The organism is Geodermatophilus sp. SYSU D00663 (genome assembly GCF_054050655.1).
In genome coordinates this window covers 23,623-45,305 of sequence record NZ_JBJGZT010000014.1, presented here as the reverse complement: position 1 = coordinate 45,305, position 21,683 = coordinate 23,623, and the positions used below count along the sequence as shown (strand labels likewise).

At 76.0% G+C, this 21,683-nt stretch carries 25 protein-coding genes and 1 tRNA gene; 18 read left to right on the top strand and 8 right to left on the bottom strand.

Annotation, left to right across the window (positions count from 1 at the left end):
- The first annotated feature begins 21 nt into the window (after positions 1-21).
- From ACI79Z_RS12695 to ACI79Z_RS12685, 3 genes are all read left to right on the top strand, one after another.
- Complete coding sequence (locus ACI79Z_RS12695) at positions 22-501, top strand: DUF4262 domain-containing protein (RefSeq protein ID WP_456902830.1); 480 nt, start codon at positions 22-24, stop codon at positions 499-501.
- A 100-nt stretch (positions 502-601) separates the two neighbouring features.
- Entirely contained in the window at positions 602-1,843 is a 1,242-nt protein-coding gene (locus ACI79Z_RS12690; protein WP_456902829.1) for a low temperature requirement protein A, read from the top strand.
- Between the two features lie 200 nt (positions 1,844-2,043).
- Positions 2,044-2,634, top strand: a complete 591-nt coding sequence (locus ACI79Z_RS12685) for a QsdR family transcriptional regulator (protein WP_387985759.1) — start codon at positions 2,044-2,046, stop codon at positions 2,632-2,634.
- Positions 2,635-2,638: 4 nt separating this feature from the next.
- Here the strand turns inward: ACI79Z_RS12685 and bcp are convergent, their stop codons facing one another.
- Together bcp and ACI79Z_RS12675 are read right to left on the bottom strand one after the other, a co-directional pair.
- Positions 2,639-3,121: a thioredoxin-dependent thiol peroxidase gene (gene bcp, locus ACI79Z_RS12680; protein ID WP_456902828.1), complete on the bottom strand. Its 483-nt coding sequence runs from the start codon at positions 3,119-3,121 to the stop codon at positions 2,639-2,641.
- Positions 3,122-3,169: 48 nt separating this feature from the next.
- Complete coding sequence (locus ACI79Z_RS12675; protein WP_387985754.1) at positions 3,170-3,574, bottom strand: YjbQ family protein; 405 nt, start codon at positions 3,572-3,574, stop codon at positions 3,170-3,172.
- Between the two features lie 75 nt (positions 3,575-3,649).
- On the opposite strand from ACI79Z_RS12675, the gene rph reads away from it, so the two are divergent.
- From rph to ACI79Z_RS12650, 5 genes are all read left to right on the top strand, one after another.
- Positions 3,650-4,372, top strand: coding sequence for a ribonuclease PH (gene rph / locus ACI79Z_RS12670; protein ID WP_456902827.1), 723 nt, complete (start codon positions 3,650-3,652; stop codon positions 4,370-4,372).
- Positions 4,369-4,980 carry an RdgB/HAM1 family non-canonical purine NTP pyrophosphatase gene (gene rdgB, locus ACI79Z_RS12665; protein ID WP_387985749.1) on the top strand — a complete coding sequence of 204 codons (612 nt, stop codon included), beginning with the start codon at positions 4,369-4,371 and terminating at the stop codon, positions 4,978-4,980. Before rph ends, rdgB begins: the two co-directional genes overlap by 4 nt.
- Before the next feature lie 88 nt (positions 4,981-5,068).
- Positions 5,069-6,154: an HPP family protein gene (locus ACI79Z_RS12660; protein WP_456902826.1), complete on the top strand. Its 1,086-nt coding sequence runs from the start codon at positions 5,069-5,071 to the stop codon at positions 6,152-6,154.
- Positions 6,155-6,242: 88 nt separating this feature from the next.
- The gene (locus ACI79Z_RS12655) at positions 6,243-7,445 is read left to right on the top strand and encodes a glycosyltransferase family 2 protein (protein ID WP_456902825.1); all 1,203 of its coding nucleotides are present in this window, start codon (positions 6,243-6,245) and stop codon (positions 7,443-7,445) included.
- A 20-nt stretch (positions 7,446-7,465) separates the two neighbouring features.
- Positions 7,466-7,627 (top strand): hypothetical protein, encoded by a 162-nt coding sequence (locus ACI79Z_RS12650; RefSeq protein WP_387985743.1) that lies wholly within the window; start codon positions 7,466-7,468, stop codon positions 7,625-7,627.
- A 16-nt stretch (positions 7,628-7,643) separates the two neighbouring features.
- Here ACI79Z_RS12650 and ACI79Z_RS12645 read toward each other — a convergent pair whose 3' ends face one another.
- Positions 7,644-8,606 (bottom strand): hypothetical protein, encoded by a 963-nt coding sequence (locus ACI79Z_RS12645; RefSeq protein ID WP_456902824.1) that lies wholly within the window; start codon positions 8,604-8,606, stop codon positions 7,644-7,646.
- 217 nt (positions 8,607-8,823) lie between these two features.
- Here ACI79Z_RS12645 and ACI79Z_RS12640 point away from each other — a divergent pair, with 217 nt between their 5' ends.
- Positions 8,824-9,750: a DUF6910 family protein gene (locus ACI79Z_RS12640; protein WP_456902823.1), complete on the top strand. Its 927-nt coding sequence runs from the start codon at positions 8,824-8,826 to the stop codon at positions 9,748-9,750.
- Positions 9,751-9,758: 8 nt separating this feature from the next.
- Here the strand turns inward: ACI79Z_RS12640 and ACI79Z_RS12635 are convergent.
- Positions 9,759-9,839: transfer RNA gene (locus tag ACI79Z_RS12635), tRNA-Leu, on the bottom strand.
- 102 nt (positions 9,840-9,941) lie between these two features.
- Here ACI79Z_RS12635 and ACI79Z_RS12630 point away from each other — a divergent pair.
- Together ACI79Z_RS12630 and ACI79Z_RS12625 are read left to right on the top strand one after the other, a co-directional pair.
- The gene (locus tag ACI79Z_RS12630; RefSeq protein WP_387985736.1) at positions 9,942-10,172 is read left to right on the top strand and encodes a DUF3618 domain-containing protein; all 231 of its coding nucleotides are present in this window, start codon (positions 9,942-9,944) and stop codon (positions 10,170-10,172) included.
- Positions 10,173-10,225: 53 nt separating this feature from the next.
- Entirely contained in the window at positions 10,226-10,678 is a 453-nt protein-coding gene (locus tag ACI79Z_RS12625; RefSeq protein WP_456902822.1) for a DUF427 domain-containing protein, read from the top strand.
- A 3-nt stretch (positions 10,679-10,681) separates the two neighbouring features.
- On the opposite strand, the gene ACI79Z_RS12620 is transcribed toward ACI79Z_RS12625, so the two are convergent.
- Positions 10,682-11,293, bottom strand: a complete 612-nt coding sequence (locus ACI79Z_RS12620; protein WP_387985731.1) for a TetR/AcrR family transcriptional regulator — start codon at positions 11,291-11,293, stop codon at positions 10,682-10,684.
- A gap of 121 nt (positions 11,294-11,414) precedes the next feature.
- Here ACI79Z_RS12620 and ACI79Z_RS12615 point away from each other — a divergent pair, with 121 nt between their 5' ends.
- A complete protein-coding gene (locus ACI79Z_RS12615) occupies positions 11,415-12,512 on the top strand; it encodes an EAL domain-containing protein (protein WP_387985729.1) in 1,098 nt (365 codons plus the stop codon).
- Here the strand turns inward: ACI79Z_RS12615 and ACI79Z_RS12610 are convergent.
- Positions 12,490-13,071, bottom strand: a complete 582-nt coding sequence (locus ACI79Z_RS12610; protein ID WP_387985727.1) for a histidine phosphatase family protein — start codon at positions 13,069-13,071, stop codon at positions 12,490-12,492. The genes ACI79Z_RS12615 and ACI79Z_RS12610 overlap by 23 nt on opposite strands.
- A gap of 129 nt (positions 13,072-13,200) precedes the next feature.
- On the opposite strand from ACI79Z_RS12610, the gene ACI79Z_RS12605 reads away from it, so the two are divergent.
- Positions 13,201-14,055, top strand: a complete 855-nt coding sequence (locus ACI79Z_RS12605) for an aldo/keto reductase (RefSeq protein ID WP_387985725.1) — start codon at positions 13,201-13,203, stop codon at positions 14,053-14,055.
- A 54-nt stretch (positions 14,056-14,109) separates the two neighbouring features.
- Here the strand turns inward: ACI79Z_RS12605 and ACI79Z_RS12600 are convergent, their stop codons facing one another.
- Positions 14,110-14,649, bottom strand: a complete 540-nt coding sequence (locus tag ACI79Z_RS12600) for an STAS domain-containing protein (protein ID WP_456902821.1) — start codon at positions 14,647-14,649, stop codon at positions 14,110-14,112.
- Between the two features lie 190 nt (positions 14,650-14,839).
- Between ACI79Z_RS12600 and ACI79Z_RS12595 the strand changes: the two genes are divergently transcribed.
- From ACI79Z_RS12595 to ACI79Z_RS12575, 5 genes are all read left to right on the top strand, one after another.
- Positions 14,840-15,994 (top strand): acyl-CoA dehydrogenase family protein, encoded by a 1,155-nt coding sequence (locus ACI79Z_RS12595; protein ID WP_456902820.1) that lies wholly within the window; start codon positions 14,840-14,842, stop codon positions 15,992-15,994.
- A 49-nt stretch (positions 15,995-16,043) separates the two neighbouring features.
- Positions 16,044-16,730, top strand: coding sequence for a PaaI family thioesterase (locus tag ACI79Z_RS12590; protein WP_387985720.1), 687 nt, complete (start codon positions 16,044-16,046; stop codon positions 16,728-16,730).
- Between the two features lie 1,121 nt (positions 16,731-17,851).
- Positions 17,852-18,055 carry a hypothetical protein gene (locus ACI79Z_RS12585; RefSeq protein WP_387985718.1) on the top strand — a complete coding sequence of 68 codons (204 nt, stop codon included), beginning with the start codon at positions 17,852-17,854 and terminating at the stop codon, positions 18,053-18,055.
- Between the two features lie 1,158 nt (positions 18,056-19,213).
- Positions 19,214-19,879, top strand: a complete 666-nt coding sequence (locus ACI79Z_RS12580) for a hypothetical protein (protein ID WP_456902819.1) — start codon at positions 19,214-19,216, stop codon at positions 19,877-19,879.
- A 48-nt stretch (positions 19,880-19,927) separates the two neighbouring features.
- Positions 19,928-20,539: a hypothetical protein gene (locus tag ACI79Z_RS12575; RefSeq protein WP_456902818.1), complete on the top strand. Its 612-nt coding sequence runs from the start codon at positions 19,928-19,930 to the stop codon at positions 20,537-20,539.
- 21 nt (positions 20,540-20,560) lie between these two features.
- Here the strand turns inward: ACI79Z_RS12575 and ACI79Z_RS12570 are convergent, their stop codons facing one another.
- Positions 20,561-21,679, bottom strand: a complete 1,119-nt coding sequence (locus tag ACI79Z_RS12570; RefSeq protein ID WP_387985712.1) for an NAD-dependent epimerase/dehydratase family protein — start codon at positions 21,677-21,679, stop codon at positions 20,561-20,563.
- Positions 21,680-21,683 lie beyond the last annotated feature (4 nt).

The following is a 21,683-nucleotide window of genomic DNA, read 5'->3' as shown; positions in this document are numbered from 1 at the left end:
CCGACCCGCAGGCTCCCGGGCATGACGCACGACCCGCAGACCACCGCCTGGCTCGACCAGGAGGACGCCCACCTCGCCGCCGTCGTCCGCCGCGCCCGCTTCGCCGTCCAGTACGTCGGGCCGGGGGACCGTCCCGACGAGCCGGCGTTCGGCTACACCATCGGCCTGTTCGGCCTCGGCCACCCCGAGCTGGTGGTCGTCGGGCGCGGGACCTCCGCCACGCACTCCCTGCTCGACGCGGTGGCCCGCGAGGTCGTGGCCGGCCGGTCGCTGGTGCCCGGGGAGCTGCTCGAGGCCGGCCGGGAGGAGCTGGTCGTGGAGGAGTGCCCGAACCCGGGCGAGGTGCTGCTCGGCGCCAACCGCTGGTACCGGCGGCCGGCCGAGTACTCGGTGCCGGCGCACGTGCTCACCTGGGCCTCGCCCGCCGGGTGCTTCCCGTGGGACCCGGACTGGGACGACGGCCGGTGCGGGCAGCCCCGCCCGGGCACGTGGACGGCCTGAGTCCGCCCTGGGAGAACGCCTCTCGTCCCGGGCGCCGGGAGGGGCCAGGATGGCCCGCGTCGCGGGATGCCGGGACGCGCCCGGCGGGCGGGAGGTGCACGTGACCGCGCGAGCCGATCGACCGTCCGGGGTGCGCGCCCACGCCCGGGTGCTGCCGACGACGGAGCACCACACGGTCACCACGCTGGAGCTCTTCTTCGACCTGGTCTTCGTCTTCGCGATCACCCAGGTCACCGCCTTCATGGCCGAGGACGTCGGCTGGCGCAGCGCGGTGCGCGGCCTGCTCGTCCTCGCGCTGCTGTGGTGGGCCTGGAGCAGCTACGCGTGGCTCGGGAACCAGGCCCGGGCCGACGAGGGCGTCGTCCGCGGTGCGCTGATCACGGTGATGGGGGCGCTGTTCCTCGTCGCGCTGTCGATCCCGGAGGCGTGGCGCGACGAGGGCGACGGGTTCAGCGCCCCGCTGGTGCTGGCCGCGTGCATCGCCGTGGTGCGTCTGGGTCACCTCGCGGTCTACCTCGTCGCGGCGGGGCAGGACGCCGGGTTGCGCCGGCAGCTGCTGCGGACCGCGGTCCCGGTCGTCCTGGCCGTCGGGCTCCTGGTGGCCGGGGCGCTGGCCGGCGGGACCGCCCAGACGCTGCTGTGGGTCCTGGCGCTGGTCGTCGACTACACCGGCGTCTATGCCTCCGGAACCGACTGGCGGTTGCCGGCGCCGCGGCACTACGCCGAGCGGCATGGCCTCATCGTGATCATCGCCCTCGGCGAGTCGATCATCGCGGTCGGCGTGGGGGTCGTCGACCTGCCGCTGACCCTGCCGATCGCGGCCGTCGCGCTCCTCGGGCTCACGGTGAGCGTGTGCCTGTGGTGGTCCTACTTCGACGTGGTCGCCCCGGTGGCGGAACGGGTGCTGGCCGGCAGGCAGGGCGTGGACCGGGTCCGGCTGGCCCGCGACTCCTACACCTACCTGCACTTCCCGATGATCGCCGGGATCATCTTCCTCGCCCTCGGGCTGAAGAAGGTCGCCGAGTACGTCGGCGACGTCGAGCACCACGACCTGACCGACCCGCTGAAGGGGACGGGCCTGTGGTCGCTCTACGCCGGCGTCGCGGTGTACCTGCTGGCGCACCTGGCCTTCCGGCTGCGCAACGTCGGGTCGGTCAACCGGCCGCGGGCCGTCGTCGCGGTGGTGCTGCTGCTCGCGCCCCTGGCCGTGGCGCCCCTGCCGGCGCTGGCGCAGCTCGCGGTGCTCGCCGCGGTCCTGGTGGCGCTGCTGAGCTTCGAGGTGGTCCGCTACGCCGACGCGCGGGCGCGGGTGCGGGCGGAGGCGGCCGCCGAGCACGGGTGACCGCCTCCGCCCGTGCCCGGCCGCCGCGCCAGGAGCGGTGCGTGGACACCGGCACCCGGCACTCGCGGTGCACCGGCCCGACCCGGCGTCCTGACGACGGGGACGGCCGCCGTGCACGCACGGTGGCCACCCTCCCGCGGGCGGGTGAGGCCGGTGCCGGGGCCGTGTCGACGCCGGACGCCCGCGCCTACGCTGCGTCCGTGATCGCGCCGCGTGAGGAGGTCGTCCGCCGGGCGGCGCGGACCCTCCTCGACGGCGAGCGGCTCGACACCACGACCCTCTCCGCCCAGCTGGGCATCTCGCGGGTGACGCTGTTCCGCCGGGTGGGCAACCGGGACGCCATCCTCGGCGAGGCGATGTGGTGGCTGGCCGAGCGCACGCTGCGTCGAGCCGCGGAGGCGCACGACGCCCGGCCCGAGGGCGCGGAGCCCGCGGCCCGGCTGCGCAGCCTGGCGATCATCGAGGACTACCGCCACGTCCTGGGCACCGCGTCGTCGCTGCGCCGCTTCATCGACGACGAGCCGACCACCGCGATGCGCGTCCTCACCGACCCGCGCGGCCGGGTGCAGCCGCGGCTGGTCGAGGCCTACACCGCGCTGTTCGAGCGCGACGTCGAGGAGCGCGGGCTGACGCCGGAGGTGCCCCTGCCGGTGCTGGCCTACGCCGTCGTCCGGCTGGGGGAGTCGTTCCTCTACTCCGACGTCATGGTCGCCCGCGACCCCGACCTCAAGGCCGCGACGACGGTCGTCGACGCGTTGGTGACCGGGGTGCTCGGCGTCCGCGGGGACTGAGCGCTCAGCCCAGGCCGAGGTCGCGGCGCAGCTTCGCCACGTGCCCGGTGGCCTTGACGTTGTAGGCGGCCCGCTCGATGCGGCCCTCGGCGTCGACGACGAAGGTCGAGCGGATGACGCCCTGCACCTCCTTGCCGTAGAGCTTCTTGGCGCCGAAGGCGCCGTAGGCGGTGAGCACGCGCTTGTCCGGGTCGGACAGCAGCGTGATGCCCAGGCCCTCCTGCTCGCGGAAGCGCTGCAGCTTCTCCGGCGGGTCGGGGGAGATGCCGATGATGTCCAGCCCGGCCTCGGCCAGCTCGCCGGCGGCGGCGGTGAAGTCGACGGCCTGGGTGGTGCAGCCCGGGGTGAGGGCGGCGGGGTAGCAGTAGACGATCACCCGGCGGCCGCGGCGGTCGGCGAGGGAGACCGGGGTGCCGTCGGCGTCGGGCAGCGTGAAGTCCGGCGCCGGGTCACCGGGCGCGAGGCGGACGGAAGCGGTCTCGGTCATGCCCGGCATGATGCCGTGCCCGCCCGGCGGGGTCGGGGAGCAGGGGCGTCAGCCGCGGAGGAACGACAGCCGCACCTGCCGCTCGGGGTTGTCGCCGTTGGGGTCGACCAGGCAGATCCGCTGCCAGGTGCCCAGCTGCAGCCGGCCGCCGAGCACCGGCACGCTCAGGTGTGGTGGCACGAACGCCGGCAGCACGTGGTCGCGCCCGTGGCCGGGGCTGCCGTGCCGGTGGCGCCAGCGGCCGTCGCGGGGCAGCAGCTCGTCGAGCTGGGCGAGCAGGTCGTCGTCGCTGCCCGCGCCGGTCTCGATGACCGCGAGCCCGGCCGTGGCGTGCGGGACGAACACGGACAGCAGGCCGTCGTCCTCCTGCCGGACGAAGTCCTCGCACTCGCCGGTCAGGTCGACCACCACCGGCTCGCCGCCGGTCCGCACCGTCCGCAGCTCCGATCGCACGTCGTCGATCGTGGCACGCCGATCGCGGCATCTCGCCGGGAGGACGGCGTGCCGGCGTCGATAGGCTCGGTGCCCGTGACCCGCCCCGACGGCCGCGCGGCCGACCAGCTCCGCCCGGTGACCATCACCCGCAACTGGCTCGACCACGCCGAGGGCTCGGTGCTCGTCGAGTTCGGCCGCACCCGCGTGCTGTGCGCGGCCAGCGTCACCGAGGGCGTGCCGCGCTGGCGGAAGGGCTCGGGCCTGGGCTGGGTCACCGCCGAGTACGCCATGCTGCCGCGCGCCACGCACACCCGGGGCGACCGCGAGTCGGTCAAGGGCCGCATCGGCGGGCGCACCCACGAGATCAGCCGGCTCATCGGCCGCTCGCTGCGCGCCTCGATCGACCTCGCGGCGCTGGGGGAGAACAGCGTCGCCATCGACTGCGACGTCCTGCAGGCCGACGGCGGCACCCGGACGGCGGCCATCACCGGCGCCTACGTCGCCCTCGCCGACGCCGTCGCGTGGCTGGCCGACCGCCGGAAGCTGGCGAAGAAGAACGCGATCGTGCAGTCGGTGGCGGCGGTCAGCGTCGGCGTGGTCGACGGCGAGCCGCGGCTGGACCTCGCCTACGAGGAGGACGTGCGCGCCGGCACCGACATGAACGTCGTCTGCACCGGCGAGGGCGGGTTCGTCGAGGTGCAGGGCACCGCCGAGGGCGCGGTGTTCGACCGGCCCACCCTCGACCGGCTGCTCGACCTCGCCGTCGCCGGGTGCGCCGAGCTCACCCGCGTCCAGCAGGAGGCGCTGCAGCGATGACCACCCGCCTGCTGCTGGCCACCCGCAACGCCGGCAAGCTCGCCGAGCTGCAGCGGCTGCTGACCGACGCCGTCCCGGGCATCGAGGTGGTCGGCCTGCGCGACGTCCCCGAGTACCCGGAGGCCCCCGAGACCGGCGCGACGTTCGCGGAGAACGCGCTGCTCAAGGCGCGCGAGGCGGTCCGGTACACGGGCCTGCCCGCGGTGGCCGACGACTCCGGTCTCGCCGTCGACGCGCTCAACGGGATGCCCGGGGTGCTCTCGGCGCGCTGGTCGGGCCGGCACGGCGACGACGCCGCCAACACCGCGCTGCTGCTCGGCCAGATCCGCGACGTCCCCGACGAGCGGCGCGGCGGGGCGTTCGTGTGCGCCGCCGCCCTGGTCACCCCGGACGGCGCGGAGTCGGTCGTCGAGCGGCAGTGGCGCGGCCGGGTGGTCCGCGAGCCGCGCGGCAGCAACGGCTTCGGCTACGACCCGGTGTTCGTCGCCGACGGCCTGGACCGCACCGCCGCCGAGCTCGAGCCCGCGGAGAAGGACGCCCGCAGCCACCGCGGGCAGGCCTTCGCCGCGCTGGTCCCGGTGATCGCGCAGACGCTCGGCGCGGCCTGAGCGCCGCGCCGCGGCGGCACCTCGGCACCGCCCCGACGACGTAGGGTCCACGCCCGCGGCGGGCGGGGGCCCGCGGGAGGGGAGCCGGGTGCGCGCGGACGTCGGGGCGTGGAGGACCGGGCTGCGGCCCTCGCCGGTGGGCTACCGCCGCTCGGAGGTGGTGCGCGGCGGGCTGGGCGCACTGGCCGGCATCGCACTGGCCGCGCTGACCGCCTCCGCGGTCCCCGGCGGGCCGGCCGGGCTGCCGTGGATCGTCGCGCCGATGGGCGCCACCGCGGTGCTGCTGTTCGCCGCGCCGGCCAGCCCGCTGGCCCAGCCCTATCCCGTGCTCGCCGGCAACACGGTGTCCACGCTGGTCGGCGTCGCGGCGGGCAAGCTGCTCGACGACGTCACGCTGGCCGCGGCGGTCGCCGTCGGCGTGGCGGTCCCGCTGATGATGGTGCTGCGCTGCGTGCACCCGCCGGGCGGCGCCTGCGCGCTGTTCACCGCGGTCGGCGGGGCGGCGGTCGCCGACCACGGCTGGGCGTTCGCGCTGTGGCCGGTCGGCGTCGACACCCTCGTGCTGCTGCTCGTGGCCGCGCTGGTGAACAACCTGACCGGCCGGCCCTACCCGCACGTGCCCGAGCCGCCGCGCACCGGGCCCGGGGCGCCGCCCAGCGAGCGGGTCGGGCTGCAGGCCGAGGACGTCGCGGCGGCGATGCAGCGGCTGGACCGCGGCCTGGACGTGCTGCCCGGCGACGTGCTGGCGCTGGTCCGCGACGCCGAGGCGCACGCCCTGGACCGCCGGCTCGGGCAGCTGCGCGTGGGCGCGCTGATGGAGCGCGACGTGCGGACCGTGCAGCCCGACGAGACGCTCTACCGCGCCCGGATGCTCATGAACCAGCACGCGGTGAAGGCCCTGCCGGTGGTCACGCCCGACCGCCGGGTCGTCGGGATCGTCACCGTCCACGACCTGTTCAACCTCGACGTCGTGGACTTCGACCCGGTCGCGAAGGTCATGACCAGCCCGGTCACCACCGTCGGCGCCGACACCCCGGTCTCCGAGCTGGTCGGGCTGATGGCCGACCGCGGGCTGCGGCACCTGCCGGTGGTCGACGCCGACGACCGGCTCGCCGGGATCGTCACCCGCGCCGAGCTCGTCGCCGTCCTGCACCGGGCGCTGGTCGGCTCCTGACCCGTACGGGTGGTCCCGTCGGCGCCGGCTGCGGGATCCGCCTCGGGCTGCCGTTGACCTCCTGACGGGCCGACGGCAGGGGGCGGGCATGGCAGGGGACGACGGGCGTCCGGCGGCGCGGCTGGTCGTGCTGATCCCGGCGCACGACGAGGCCGCGAACATCGGGGACACCCTCGACGCGCTGCAGCGGCAGACGCGCCGTCCCGACCGCGTGGTCGTCGTCGCCGACAACTGCACCGACGACACCGCCCGGATCGCGCGCGAGCGCGGGGCCGAGGTCTACGAGACCGTCGGCAACACCGACAAGAAGGCCGGCGCCCTCAACCAGGCGATCGTGCAGCGGTTCCGCCGCACCGCCACCGCCGACCGGCGGGGCGCCTCCGACGACCCGCGGCGCGGCCCCGACCGGCGCGGGGGCGCGGCGGACGACAGCGCGCCCGCCGGCCCCACACCCGACCTGCGCGACGACGACCTCGTCCTCGTGATGGACGCCGACACCGAGCTCGCGCCCGGCTTCCTCGAGGCCGCCGCGGCCAGCCTCGAGTCCTCGCCGCGGATCGGCGCCGCCGGGGGCCTGTTCTACGGGCACCCCGGGGCGGGGGTGCTCGGGCAGCTGCAGCGCAACGAGTACCTCCGGTACAGCCGCGACGTCTCGCGGACCGGCCGCGTGATGGTGCTGACCGGCACGGGCACGCTGTTCCGCGTCCGGGCGCTGCGGGAGGTCGCCGCCGCCCGCGGCACCGCGCTGCCCGGCCGGGAGGGGCAGGTCTACGACACCCTCGCGCTGACCGAGGACAACGAGCTGACCCTCGCACTCAAGACCCTGGGCTGGCGCATGACCAGCCCGGCGGCGTGCTCGGTGATCACCGAGATCATGCCGACCTGGCGTGACCTGTGGAAGCAGCGCATGCGGTGGCAGCGCGGCGCCCTGGAGAACCTCCGGCACTACGGGCTCACCCGGGTCACGCTGCGCTACTGGGGCCAGCAGCTCGGCATCGGCCTCGGCGTCCTCGCCTTCCAGGCCTACCTGCTGCTCACCGTGCTGGTCCTCGCGCGCGACGGCGGCCTGCACCTGGACCCGTTCTGGACCTCGGTCGGCCTGGTCTTCCTGGCCGAGCGGCTGGTGACCGTCCGCCGGGGCGGCCCGCGGGCGCTGCTGCTGGCGCTGCCCCTGGTCGTCGAACTGGTCTACGACCTGTTCATCCAGGCCGTCTTCGTCCGCTCCCTGGTGGACCTCGTCCGCCGCCGGGAGGCCACCTGGCACCACGTCGCGGTCCCCGCGGCGGGCTGACCCACCGAGAGGAGGTGCACGTGTACAGCAAGGCGGGTTACGTGACGGCCAGCGGCGTGGGCGGGTCGACCGCCCTCGCCTCCACCGGCTTCGACGCGCTGGCGGTCGTGGTCGCCGGCGTCACCCTGCTGTTCGCCGGGCTGGCGCTGCTCAAGCTGGTCCCGCGGCGGGCGAAGGACTGACGGCGGGGCGGCCGGCTCAGGCGGCCGGCTGCGCCCCGCTGTCCGCCTCGGCCTGCGGCTCGGTGCCCGACCCGGAGCCCGAGCCGCCGCCGGAGCCGCCGCCGGAGCCGCTGTCGGAGTCGCTGCCGCTGTCCGGGGCGGTCCCCGGTGCCTGCGTCGACGGCTCGGCGGGCGCGGACTCCTCCGTGCCGCCGTCCGTGTCGCCGCCGGTGCCGCCCCCGGTGTCCTCGCCGGTGCCGCTGTCGGTGCCGTCGTCGGTGCCGTCGTCGCTGCCGCTCTCACCGGCGGGCGCGGACTCCTCGGGCGGGGTCGCGCTCTCCCCGGCGTCCCCGGGCGTCCCCGTGACCGGCGCCCCCGTCGTCGGCGTGGTCGGGTCGGAGTCCGACGGCGTCAGGTCCCGCGAGGACGAGGCGTTGGACAGCTCGCCGATCGTGGTGGACGACGACGAGGTGTCGGACCCGCCGACCAGCGCCGACACCGGCTTCTGCCCGACCAGCTCGATCGCGGTGACGATCCCCATGGCCAGCACGAAGACCGCGGCCGCGTACGCCGCCACCCGCGGCCAGCGGATCCGCCTGCGCGGTGCTGGGGCCCGGCGCGGGTCCAGGTGCGCGGGCAGCTCGCGGGTCGCCGCCTCACCGGCCGCCGGCCCGGCCGCGGGCATCGCCCGGGTCGGCGCCTCGCCGGCCGCCGAGGCGGGCCGGGTCGCCAGCTGCTCGCGGGCCTTCCGCAGCTTCTCGCCGGTGCGGTTCAGGGAGGCGCTGTAGAGCGCGGAGCCGACGGTGCTGACCACGCTGACCAGCGCCGCGCCGATCACCGTGCCGGCGACTCCGAAGAACGAGGCGAGGACCGCCGCGGACACCGCGGCCAGGGCGCCGGCCGCCACCTGGGTGACGGTGAGCGAGGCGCGGGGCTTGTCGGGGACCGGCTCGGGGTCCGTACCGGGGGAGGTGCTGGTCTCGGTGCGCGGGGAGGTCATGGGCTCCGACGGGTCGTGTCCGGAGGACGGTGTGCGGGGAAGAGGACCGGCCCCGGGCACCCCGTCGTGCGGCCGGCCGGCCGATCCGAGGCTACGTCGGATGCGGCGCCCGTGCAGCGGCCCCGGACCGGCTTCAGCGTGCTGAGCTGCGGAAAGACAGTTGTGTGATCCGGTCCCAGCGGTCGTGCGCGTGGGGCCGCAGGGGAGCGGGCACCCCGTGCCCGTGCGCGTCGACCTCACCGCTGTCCGCGAGCTCCGCTTCGACGACGGGACGCCGGTGACCGCGGCCTCGGGCCTCGCGCCGCTGGGCGACGGCTGGCTCGTCGTCCAGGACGACGCCACGTCCGCGGCCTGGCAGCGCCCGGTCGGCGTGGTCCCGGTGCGGCTGCTGCCGCCGGTCGAGGGGCACGACCGGTTCTCCGAGGCGGCCGGGACCAAGTCCCTCAAGCCCGACCTGGAGACGGCCTGCCCGGTGGAGGCCGACGGGCGGCCCGCGGTGCTGCTGCTCGGGTCGGGGTCCACGCGGCGGCGCACCCGCGGGGTGCTGGCCGCCCTCGACGGCGACCGGCCCTCCGCCCGGGCGGCCGACCTCGGGCCGCTGTACGCCGCGGTCGGCGACCGCCTCGGGGTGCCGGACGGGCAGCGGAACCTGGAGGGCGCCGCCCGCGTGGGCGACGTCCTCCGCTGGTACCAGCGCGGCAACCGCGCCGCCGGGGTGCCGAACGCCTGCGTCGAGGTACCGCTGGCGCCGCTGGTGGCTGCCGTGCTCGGGTGCGCGGACCCCGGCTCGGTGCCGCTGGGGCCGGTGCACGCCCTCGATCTCGGCGAGGTCGCCGGCGTCGGGCTCGCCGTCACCGACGCCGTCGCCCTGCCCGACGGCCGGGAGCTGCTGTCCGCGGCCGCGGAGGACACGCCGAACGCCGTCGACGACGGCCCGGTGGTGGCCACGGCGCTGGTCCTGGCCGAGCACGGGCGGGTGCTCGACATCGCGCCGGTGCCGGAGGTGGACGGCCGGGTCGCGAAGGTCGAGGGCCTGGCGCTGCGCGGCGTGGACGGCGACCGGGTGCGCCTGCTGGCGGTGGTCGACGCCGACGACCCGGGGCTCGCCTCGCCGCAGGTCGAGCTCACCGTGAGCCTGGGCTGACCCCTGGGTGCGGGAGGCGGGAGTCGAACCCGCACGCCCGAGGGCACCAGATCCTAAGTCTGGCGTGGCTGCCGTTACACCACTCCCGCGTGGCCGCCGAGTCTAGGTCGCATCCGGGGGCGCATCGCCCGCGCGGGTGCCGCTGATCGCCGGAACGGGCCGGTCGGCGCGGTGTCTGGCAGGCTGTCGCCGTGCCTCGCGACCCTCGAGAGATCCAGCTGGAGATCGACGCCGCCCGTGAGTCGCTGGCGGCCACCCTGGACCAGTTGGCGTACCGGAGCAGCCCGACGCGGCTGCGCGCCCAGGGGCAGGCCGCCGTCGTGCGCTTCCTGCAGTCGACGGCGGGGCGCGCCACCGTCGGCGCGCTCGGCCTGCTGGTGACGCTGGTCGTCGTGCAGAAGGCCCGGCACCGCAACGACTGAGCCGCACCGTGCGCCCGCCGCGCCGCGACCCGGTCGGCCCGGGTCAGGAGTCCGTGTGGGACTACCCGCGCCCGCCGTCGGCGGAGGTGACGCCGCGCCGCGTCGTCGTCGAGCTGGGCGGGCGGGTGGTCGCGCGGACCGGCCGCGCGGTGCGGGTCTGCGAGACCAGCCACCCGCCGGTCTACTACGTGCCCCGCGAGGACGTCGCCCCCGGCGTGCTCGAGCGGGCCGCCGGGTCGTCGTGGTGCGAGTGGAAGGGGCGGGCCACCTACTGGGACGCCGTCGTCGACGGGCGGCGGTACCCGGCGGTCGGCTGGTCCTACGAGGACCCGGCCCCGGGCTACGAGCACCTGCGCGGCGCGGTGGCGTTCTACCCGAGTCGGGTGGACCGGGCGCTGGTCGACGGCGAGCAGGTGCGCGCGCAGGCGGGGGACTTCTACGGCGGCTGGATCACCGCGGACGTCGTCGGCCCGTTCAAGGGCGAGCCGGGCACGCTCGGCTGGTGAGCGTCAGCTCCGGCGGACCAGCGGGAGCACCACGGTCTCGAGCACGGCGTCGGCGTAGGCCGCGTCCACCGGCTCGCGGGTGACCAGCCAGCGCTGCACGAGCAGCGCGGTGGTGGCCTCGGCGGGGATCGACTGCGGCAGCCCGGGCCCCACCTCGCCGCGCGCCTGGGCGCGGTTCCACACCTCGTCGTAGGCCCGCCGCCAGACGGCCAGCGGGCCCTCGCGGAACGCCTCGATCAGCGCCGGCTCGTGCTGCATCGCCGCGAGCAGCGAGCGGGTGGCCGCCCCGACCGGGCTGGCCATCATCTCCACCATGCGGTGCACGAGCTGACGCAGGTCGCCCTCGAGCGACCCGGTGTCGGCGGTGACCGTCCACGCCCGGTTCAGGTCGGAGACGGTGTCGACGACGAGGTCCTGCTTGGTGCGCCAGCGGCGGTAGATGGTCGCCTTCCCGACGCCGGCCTCCGCGGCCACGGCGTCCATGGTCAGCGCGCCGTACCCGACCTCCCCGAGCAGCCGGAGGATGGCCGCGCGGATGACGTCGTCGCGGCTGGGGTCCCGTGGTCGGCCGCCGCGGCCTGTGCGCGTCGGCGGCTCGGTGATCACAGCAGCCATGCAGCGACAGTAGGGCCTCCGCGCCGCGTGCAGGCAGGTCCGCGGCGCGGCATCCTGAACGGTCGGACCTCGTCCGCGCGCCTGCCCGCCCCGGCCGGGCGGGTCGGTCATCCTGCTGCGCGTGGGGAGTCCGATCGGCGCGGCGCGGCGGCGCGAGCAGTGGCCCCTGCCCGAGGCCGCGACCCGCGTGCTGCTGGCGACCGCGGAGGAGAACGTGCTGCCCGCCGTGGCCGCCGTCGCCCGGTCGGCCGGGCTGTCGGTCTTCGCCGCCCCCGGTCTGCTCGACCTGTCCGACGAGCGCGACGGCGTCGGGGTGGAGGTCTTCTTCGACCGGCTCTCCCGCGCGCTGACCGGTGCCGAGGCCGAGGCCGTGCGGGTGGCCACCGACCCGGCCAACGAGTACACCGCGCTGACCCTCGGCCTGCTCACCGCGCCGACCCTGGCGCAGGAGCTGGCCCGCCGCGGGGTGACCGCCGAGGTCGGCGTGCTCGCCGAGGCCGAGCTGTGGTCGGCGTACCAGCCGATCGTGGCGCTGGCCGACCGCGCCGTCGTCGCCCACGAGGCGCTGCTGCGCGGCGACTCCGACGGCCGCACCGTCGACGGCGGGGACCTGTTCTTCGTCGCCGACTCCGCGGGCTGGCTGACCCGGCTGGACCGGGTCGGCCGCGAGTGCGCCATCGCCGGCGCCGCGGGCTGGCTGGGGAGCGCCGACCTGTTCGTCAACACCCGGCCCACCTCGGTGCTGCACCCCGACGCCGACCTCGCCAGCACCGTCGAGGCGCTGGAGGCCGCGGGGCTGGAGCCGGGGCAGCTGGTGCTGGAGGTGGGGGAGCGGGCCGCCGTCGCCGACCGCGGGCACCTGCTCGCCGTCCTCGAGTCCTACCGCGAGCGCGGCTGGCGGGTGGCCCTCGACGAGGTGGCCGCCGGGTGGTCCAGCCGCTCGCTGCTCGACGTCGTCCGGCCCGACGTCGTCAAGCTCGGCCGGGCGCTGGTGTCCGCGCTGCCCGACGACGGCGCCCGCGCGGTGGTGCGCACGGTGACCGAGCACGCGCACCGGCTCGGGGCGGTCGTCGTCGCGGAGGGGGTGGAGACCGAGCAGGTGGCCGCGGAGGTGGCGGCGCTGGGCGCCGACCTCGCGCAGGGCTGGCTGTTCGGCCGGCCCGCCGCGCCCGCCGGCGCCGTCGAGCCGGCGGGCCTCAGCCCAGTCCCCATCCCGTGAGCACCGGGCGCGCGTGCTCGTGCCCGAGCACGCCGTAGGCGCCGGCCGGCAGCGCGAACAGCGCTCCCGCGGCGGGCTCGAGGCCCAGCCAGCGCGCGGTGAGGACCCGCAGCACGTGCCCGTGCGCGACGAGGGCGACGTCGCCGTCGTCGAGCCGGGCCCGCGCCCGGTCCAGCACCCGGTCCACCCGCTCGCCGACCTGCTCGAGGGTCTCGCCGGGGGTCTCGCCCGCCACCACCGGGTCGCGCCAGACCGACCACTCGCGGCCGAGCTCCTCGCTGATCTCGGCGGTGGTGCGGCCCTCGTAGCCGCCGTAGTCGAGCTCTACGAGGTCCTCGTCGACGGCGGTGGCGGTCAGCCCGGCCAGCTCGGCGGTGCGCCGGGCGCGCTGCCGGGGACTCGTCCACACCTCGACGACGTGCCGCTCGGCCAGCGCCGGGGCCAGGGAGCGGGCCCGCTCCTCGCCCTCGGGCAGCAGCGGCAGGTCGGTCACGCCGGTGTGCTGGCCGCTCTTGCTCCACTCGGTCGCGCCGTGCCGCAGCACCAGGATCTCGCCCATCGCCGTCCTCTCGCTCGCCGTGTCGCCGGTCACACCGCCGGCGCGCCGGGAAGACCGGCGCGGACCGCCGTGCTGGCGGGGTGCGGGACCCCGGGCAACCGGCCCGGGGCACACGCACCGGGAGGGTCCATGACCGCCACCGCACCTGCCGACACCTTCGCCATCGGCGGCGACCTCACCGTCCACCGGCTCGGCTACGGCGCCATGCAGCTGCCCGGCCCGGGCGTCTGGGGCGAGCCGGCCGACCGCGACGCCGCTCTCCGGGTGGTCCGCGCCGCCGTCGAGCAGGGCGTCGACCTCATCGACACCGCCGACTCCTACGGGCCGTTCGTCAGCGAGCAGGTCATCGCCGAGGCGCTGCACCCGTACCCGGAGGGCCTGGTCATCGCCACCAAGGCCGGCCTGACCCGCCAGGGCCCGGGCATCTGGACGCCGGTCGGGCGCCCGGCCTACCTCAAGCAGCAGGTCGAGCTGTCGCTGCGCCACCTGCGGGTGGAGCGCATCGACCTCATCCAGCTGCACCGCATCGACGCCGAGGTGCCGCTGGCCGACCAGCTCGGCGCGTTCAAGGAGCTGCAGGACGAGGGCAAGGTTCGCCACATCGGCGTCTCCGAGGTCTCGGTCGAGGAGCTGCAGGCGGCGCGCGAGATCGTCGACGTCGTCAGCGTCCAGAACCTCTACAACCTGACCAACCGGCAGTCGCAGGACGTCCTGGACCACGCCACCGCCCACGGGATCGCGTTCATCCCGTGGTTCCCGATCGCGACCGGCGACCTCGCCGCCCCGCACAGCCCGGTGGCCGACATCGCCCGCGAGCTGGACGCCACCCCGGCGCAGGTCGCGCTGGCCTGGCTGCTGCAGAAGTCCCCGGTGGTGCTGCCCATCCCCGGCACGAAGTCGGTGGACCACCTCACCGAGAACATGGGCGCGGCGCGGCTGACGCTCTCCGACGAGGACATGGCCCGCCTGGACGCCCTGGCGTAGGCACTGCCCGGTCGTGCCCCGGTCCGCCGCGTGCGGGCCGGGGCACGTGCGCGTTCAGCGCCAGCGGTCCAGCGGGACGGGGACACGGCGGCGGGACGCCCCGGCCGGTCCCCGCACCGGGTGTGCCGCAGCCCGCGGCCGGGGGGCCTCCTCGGGCGCCGGGGCCGGCAGGCCCGCCGCCGCGAGCAGCGACCCGACGGGGAGGGGCTGCGTGGGGCGCGGGTCGGTTCCGGACTCCGGGGCCGGCCGCGGCAGGGGGCGTACCGGGTCGGCGCCGGTGAGCGGGCCGTCGAGCTCGAGGACGCCGGCGAGGCCGGCCTCGGCCACCTGGCGCCGGGTGGCCGCGGGCGCGCCGACCACCCGGCACCGCCGGCCGGCGGCGCTGAGGGTGTCGCTGAAGCCGGCGAGGGTCCGCAGCGCCGCGCGGTCGTGGAAGCGGGCACCGGCCACGTCGACGACGACGCTGGGGGTGCCGTGCTCGGCGGCGCGGGTCAGGCCCGCGGCCAGGCGGGGGAGGGTCGGGCGGCCGGCGTCGCCGGTCAGGCGGACGACGACCTGGCCCGATGCGGGCACGACGGCGACGGAGAGGTGCACGGGGGCTCCCGGGGGGAGGACACGGCGCCGCTGGTTCGGGTGCCGTCCGTGACGCTAGTGCCGCTGACCGTGACCGGCAACGGGGTGTGTCCGGACGACGACGTTCCGTTCGCGCGTGTCCGTAACACCGTCGGTGCGGTGTTGCACCCCCGGCTCGTCGGGAGGCCGCCCGGGGCGGCACCATGGGGCCGTGGACGCCGAGGACTTCACGCAGATCCGGGACGCGGTTCGCCAGCTGGTGCGGGAGGTGGTCGTCCCGCGCGAGGAGGAGATCGACCTCGACGACCGCATCCCCGAGGAGCTGCGCGGCGCGGCGGCGGAGATGGGCCTGTTCGGCTACGCGCTGCCCGAGGAGTACGGCGGCCTGGGCGTCTCCATGAGCGAGGACGTCGAGCTGGCGTTCGAGTTCGGCTACACGACGCCGGCCTTCCGGTCGCTGTTCGGCACGAACAACGGCATCGCGGGGCAGGTGATCGCGAAGTTCGGCAGCGAGGAGCAGAAGAAGGCCTACCTGCCGCGGCTGGCCGCGGGCGAGCTGATCGGCTCCTTCGCGCTCACCGAGGCCGAGGCCGGCTCCGACCCCGCGGGCCTGCGCACCAGCGCCCGCCGCGACGGCGACGGCTGGGTCCTCAACGGCGCCAAGCGCTACATCACCAACGCCCCGCTGGCCGACCTGTTCGTCGTCTTCGCCCGGACCGACCCGGAGGAGAAGGGCGGCCGCGGGATCTCCAGCTTCGTCGTCGACGCCGGGGCGCCCGGCGTCACGCTCGGCCCCAAGGACAGGAAGATGGGGCAGTCCGGGGCGTGGACCTCGGAGGTGTTCTTCGACGACGTCCACGTGCCGGCCGACGCGCTGATCGGTGAGGAGGGGCGCGGCTACTCGAAGGCGCTCACCGTGCTGTCCCGCGGCCGGCTGCACATCGCGGCGCTGTGCGTGGGGATGGCGCAGCGGGTGCTCGACGAGTCGGTCGCCTACGCCGCCACCGCCAAGCAGGGCGGCGCCCCGATCGGCCGGTTCCAGCTGGTGCAGGCGCTGATCGCCGACATGCACGCCGAGACCCTGGCGGGGAGGGCGATGGTCCGCGAGGTCGCCGCCCGCTACGACTCCGGCGAGGACACCTCGATCGGCCCCTCGTCGGCGAAGCTGTGGTGCAGCGAGATGGTCGGCCGGGCGACCGACCGCGCCGTCCAGGTGCACGGCGGGCTGGGCTACCTGCGGACCACGCCGGTCGAGCGCTTCTACCGCGACGCCCGCCTCTACCGGCTGTACGAGGGCACCAGCGAGGTGCAGCGGGTCATCGTCGGCGGCGGGCTGCTGCGCGCGGCCGGCATGCCGCGTGGCTGACGAGGGACCCTCCTGCCCCCCGCCCCTCGCCGCCGCTCGGGGCGGGTCCGTGCAGGAGGGCCGTCCCAGCCCGTCACCCGAGGAGCGGGCCGCCCGGCGGGTGGCCGTCGGCGAGCTCGGCGACGCTCTGCGCGAGCTGGTCGACGCCGCCGTCCGCACGGAGGTGCCGGAGGCCGAGCTCGAGGCGGCCGCCGCCGTCGCGCGGGAGCTGGCGGCGCGGCTGCGGGTGGCCGGCCGCGGCCTGCACGAGATCGCCCGCGTCGACGACCCCGAGACCGGCGAGCGCTGGTACAGCCCGGTGTACGGCCCGGGCAGCCCGGTGGCGCCGCCGCTGGTGGCCACCGACACCCCCGACGGGACGGCGACCGGCCGGGTCACCGTGGGCAAGGCGCACGAGGGGCCGCCCGGGCTGGTGCACGGCGGCGTGGTGGCGACACTGCTCGACCACGTCCTGGCCCGCGCGCTGCGCGCCGCCGGCCGGGGCGGGCTGACCGCGACCCTCACCGTGAAGTACCGGCGCCCGGTGCACCTCGGGGTGCCGCTGCTGGTGACCGCCGAGATGGGGGAGACCGCCGGCCGGCGCACCACCGCACACGCCCGGCTGGTGGCCGAGGACAGTCCCGAGGTGGTGCTCGCCGAGGCGGAGGGCCTGTTCGTGGCGCTGCGCGCGGAGCAGGCCGCCGACGTCTTCGCGGCCACCGGTCGCTCGGTCGGCGCCTGGACGTCACGCACCTGACCCGGCACCGCCTCCCGCGGATCACACGAAGCGTCCCTGCCGCCCGAGTCCCCGAGCGGCCCACTGCGGGACGAGCCCGGCTCAGACGCCCTTCCGACGTGAGTGCTGCTCATGGGCGGTCAGTCACGGCCCGTAGCGCTCCGGCAGGCCCCGCCACGGCGCTCCGGCGCGGGCGCGCCGCAGTGGCGCGTCGATCACCTGCCGGTGATCGCGCCACCGCTCACCTGTCGTCCGGTCAGGGCCGGCAGCGGCTCGATGCGGACCCGGGCCCCGTCGGTGAGCTCGTGGCGGCCGACACTCGACCACCCCCCGGCGCGGATCACCTCTCCTGGGCGTTGGCGCCCGTGGCCGGCCCCCTTGATGGAGCGGCGCTGAACGGGATGGAGCCGTCACGCCCGCACCGGGAGGATTGACGTGGGGCCGCGGGTGGGTACCTCCGAGGGTCAGCGACGGGGCGTGTTTCCGCTTTCCAGTGGGGGAGGCGTCGCAGTATGGCTCAGGAGCGTCGTGCGGCGCCGGAGCGGCGTGCGGCGGCGCGGGCCGCTGGTCCACAGCGCAGCCCCGCCCGTTCCACGCGGACCGCCGGCTCGTCGCGGACCGGCACAGCCGCAGTCCCGCGGCCGGCCGCCGGTGCTGCTCGGGCCGGGCAGATCCGTCGTGACGCCGGACACGGTCGGGACGCGCGCGCGGTCACCGGACGACGTGCCGACACCGGCACCCGCGTGGCGCAGCCACCCACCGAGCGCCGACGGCGCCCGGCGAGCGCCGAGAAGCACCTGACCGGCGGCACGCCCGAGGTGAGCCGCGAGGCCAGGGCAGACGGCGGACCGGCTCGAACCCGCGACGCCGGCCGCACCGACGACCGCACGCCGGGTTCCGGCCGGCCTCGGTCGCCATCCCGCCCCGCCCCCCGCCGCACGGGCACGGCACGGCGGTCCCGCGGTCTCGGCGCCGTCCTCTCGGCGGTGCTGCGCCGCGCCCGTGCCGCACTGGACGGGCTCGGCGCTCGTCTGGGGCGGACGGTCCGGCGCATGATCCGTCGGTTGTCACCCCGGATAGCCGAGGCCTTGCACGGCCTCGCCGGCCGCGGCAGCGGGCTACAGCGGGCCGCGTGGGCCGCCTTGCGAGCCGTCCTGACCGGCCGCAACCCGGTGCTCGCGGCGATCAAGGCCTGGTTCGCCGCGCTGAGCACGCCGATGAAGATCCTGGTGATCGGGGCGCTGGTGTTGCTCGCCGTACTCGCGCCGCTGCTGCTGTTGCTCCTCCTGCTGGCCCTCGCCATCGCCCTCGTGGTCATCGCCGTACGGGCGCGGGCCACCGCCTGAGCCCTGACCGGCCGATCCTCCTCGCCCGCGGACCCGGCGGCTCCTCCTGACAGCCCGAGGCAACGTCTCCTCCGGGCTGCGCGCCCTGCGCCGCCCTCGGCCTGCGTGGACGTCTCCGGCCGCTGACACCCGCCGGGGCGCCACGCCGGCCTGGGCGACGTCGGCCGTCGAGGGACCGGTCGAGGTGTCAGGGCGGCACCGCCGCACCCGGTACGTCAGGGGAGTCGCCGTCACGGCTGCACGTGAGCAGACTCCCTGCCGTCGACACGGTCCGCCGGGTTCGCTGGGGGACCACTGTCCCCCAGCGGCTCACTACGGGACACCTGAACTCGGCGGGCACGCCTTCTGCCACGGCGGGGACTGGGACGCCGACTTCGAGGTCAGGTGCCACTGCCCGCGACACTGGGAACAGAGGTAGACGCCCGTCGGCCGCTTGCGCTCGGCTTCCGGACTCCGCTTCTGAATGGCCCGTAGAGCCAGCAGTGCTGCCACTTGGGACGGGTAGCGCTTCTTGAGGCAGCCCGACATCTCGGTGCATCCCTCTATGCGAGGTGCTCGGCCGGCTCACATCCGGCCCGACACCGCGGCACACGCCTCATAGCGGGCGGCCACATCACTCCTGATGGAGCGCTCCAGGTCAGCATACGTGGGCGCCGAAGCCACTGCTTCGAAGCCGCCCTCCCGGCGAGCCGGCCCGGTGTCCCGTAGTGGACTCTCGGGGCGGGCACAGAGGGACCACGGCGTGTCCTGCGAATCATGTGCGCACTGCTGCTGCCGGTATCCTTGAGCGGCTCACTGAGGGACAGTCGCGCAAACCCAGTTCGGGACTCCCCGCAGGTCGTCTTGGGCTCCCGGGTCCGGTGGCATCCGACTGATCCGGCGGCTGAGTCGGTCCGCGCGCGGCGCCCCGTCCTTCGCCGCCCCACGGTCGCGACCTGTGGTCAGCCGGCGCGGGTCACTGCGCCGCGGTGTCGTGGCGGCACGGTGTCGTGGCGGCACGGTGTCGTGGCGGCGGTGTGCCGGTGCGGCATCCTGCAGCCTGGTCCGGAGGGGCGGAGGGCGATGAGCCGATCGGTGGGTGGCAGCGCGGTGCTCCGCGCGACCGGGGCTCGGCGGAGCGCCCGGCGCCCGAACCAGCGCAGGCACGTACGGATCGGGGTGCTGACGGCTGCACTCCTGGCCGGTGGCACCGGCTGCGGCGACCCGGACCTGCTCGACCCGACCGAGGATCCGCTCGCCGCCGACCGCGAGCGCGTCATCTCCTCGATGACCGAGGGCATGGCCGCAGCCGCCGACCAGCTCGGCGCCGGCGAGGTGTTGGGTACCCGCGTGGATACCTGGTGCTCAGCCGGTGAGGACACCTGGAAGTACACCGACGACCACCGCTCCACCTGCCAGATGTCGCTGTCCACCGGCTTCCCGCTTTCCACCGGCGTCGACGTCGCGCTCGGCGGCAGCCTCGAGGGGATGCTCGCCTTCGAGGAACGGATGGACGCCGCAGGATGGGGCAGCGCTGACTGGTTCCTGAGCATCAACCAACCCGGTGTCGGGGTGGAGGTGGACCACCTGCGCGAGTACGGCCTGCCGGTGACTCAGGTGACCGGTGTCCGGCTCTACAGCGCCCAGGGCAACGATGACTCGATCACCCTGTCGTTCCAGCCGGCGGCCACACCGGTCGACCCGGCCCGGCCGAGCTCGCCGGCGGGTTACTACAGGGACACCGAGGGCGCGGACTGGCAGACGGCGTGGTCGGCCGAGAGCGCCTGGCACCCATATGTGCTCGTCGGGTACGGCGACGCCGTCTTGGCCGAGCAGCCGTGGTGAGCAGCGGATCGCGCCGTTGTGACCCGCGCTGATCGCAGCGACGCGTCGGTGAGCCCTCCCGACGGCGTCACACTCGCCGCGGTCAGCCCGAGGCCGTGGCCGACCGCCACCAGCTGGCTGGTGTGTGTCCTGCTCGGCCTGGGCCTGGGCCTGGGCCTGGGCCTGGGCATGGCGTGTCGGCTGCCGCTGGTCTTCACCGTCGTCACGGGCTCCGCGGCCACGATGACGACCGGCTGGGTGACGCCTGCCCCCACCCTCGTCGACGATGGCCTGTTCTCGGCGGTCTTCGCCACCGCCGCGCTGTGGGCGCTGTTCGCCCTGACGGCAGTGCCGGCGACCACGTTCCTGCGGCGACGGACACCCGTGCCGCCGCGCGCGTGGTGGAGCGTGTCCCTGCTGCTGTGGGGCGCCCCGTTCGTCGTCGCGGACGTGCTCGGCGGCCGGATGGCACCTGACTGCACCGCGGCGGTGCGCGCAGCGCTTCAGTGGTGCGCGTGCACACCGCATCGTGTTCGGACCTCGACCGGCACACGGAGACCGCCCCGTAGGGCCGTGTCACCTCAGGCCGGCAGGGCTGGCACCCAGTTCACGTACCGGCGACCCCGCCACGTGTTCGATCATGGGTTCGAACGGGCAGGGGAGCAAGTCTGTGGATGGTGAAGTGCCTGGCCACGGGCCTGTTCAGCCCGGGCGGTGGTCCGGCACGTTGGACGGGTCGCCGCCCGGGTCGTGCTCCTTGCCGCCGGTCGCGGCCAGCAGCGGGCCGGGGCCACCTTCGCCGCGGCCGAGGGCGGCCACGAACTGACGCAGGGAGTCGTCGCCGCGGTAGGCCGGCTGCCAGTCCAGCTGGGTGCGGGCGCGGGCGGTCTCGAGCACCGGCGACTTCAGGGCGAGGTCCAGCCAGCCCGGCTCGGTGGGCACCAGGCGCGCGTGGAAGGCCGCGCTCAGCCCGGCGCGCAGCACCGTCGCCGGCACCGGGATCCGGGTGGTGCCGAGCGCGCGGGCGATCCCGTCGGCGTCGAGAGCCGGGTCGGCGGAGAGGTTGAACGGGCCGGGGGCGCGCCGGTCGAGCATGCGGGTGATGGCGTCGGCGACGTCGTCGGCGTGGATGAAGCCGACCCGCAGCGACGGCAGGGGCAGCGGCAGCAGCGAGGCCACCTGCCCGGGCACCAGCCGGGCGGCGCCGAGCAGCAGCGGCCCGAGGAAGTAGCGGCCGATCTCGCTGGCCGCCTCCGGCTGCAGGACCAGGGTCGGGCGGACGACGGTCAGCGTGACGTCCCTCCTCCGCCCGACCACCTCGCGCACCACCCGCTCGGCCTCGGACTTCTGCCGGCTGTACTGCGAGCTCGGGATGCCGGTGACCGGCCAGTCCTCGGTCACCGGCCGGTCCCCGGCCCCGGCGGCGTAGGCGCCGAGCGAGGACATGTGCACGACGTGCCTGACCCCCGCCGCCACCGCGGCGCGCACCACCCGGCGGGTGCCGTTGACGTTCGCCTCGTGCAGCGCGTCCGGCTTGCGGCCCGGCTGCAGCACCCAGGCCAGGTGGACGACGGCGTCGACGTCCTCGAGCAGGTTGGTCAGCGCCTGCTCGCTGGAGGTCTCGCCGAGGTCGGCGGTGTACCAGGTGACGGAGTCGTAGGGTGCGGTGTCCGGCGGCTGCCGGCGGGCCAGACCGCGGACCTCGGCCACCCCGCTGCCCGGGGCGGTCAGCCGCCGCAGCAGTGCCGTCCCGACGTTGCCGCTCGCGCCGGTGACGGCGACCCGGAGGCCCTTCAGGTGGTCGCGGGGGAGATCAGCCATGCCC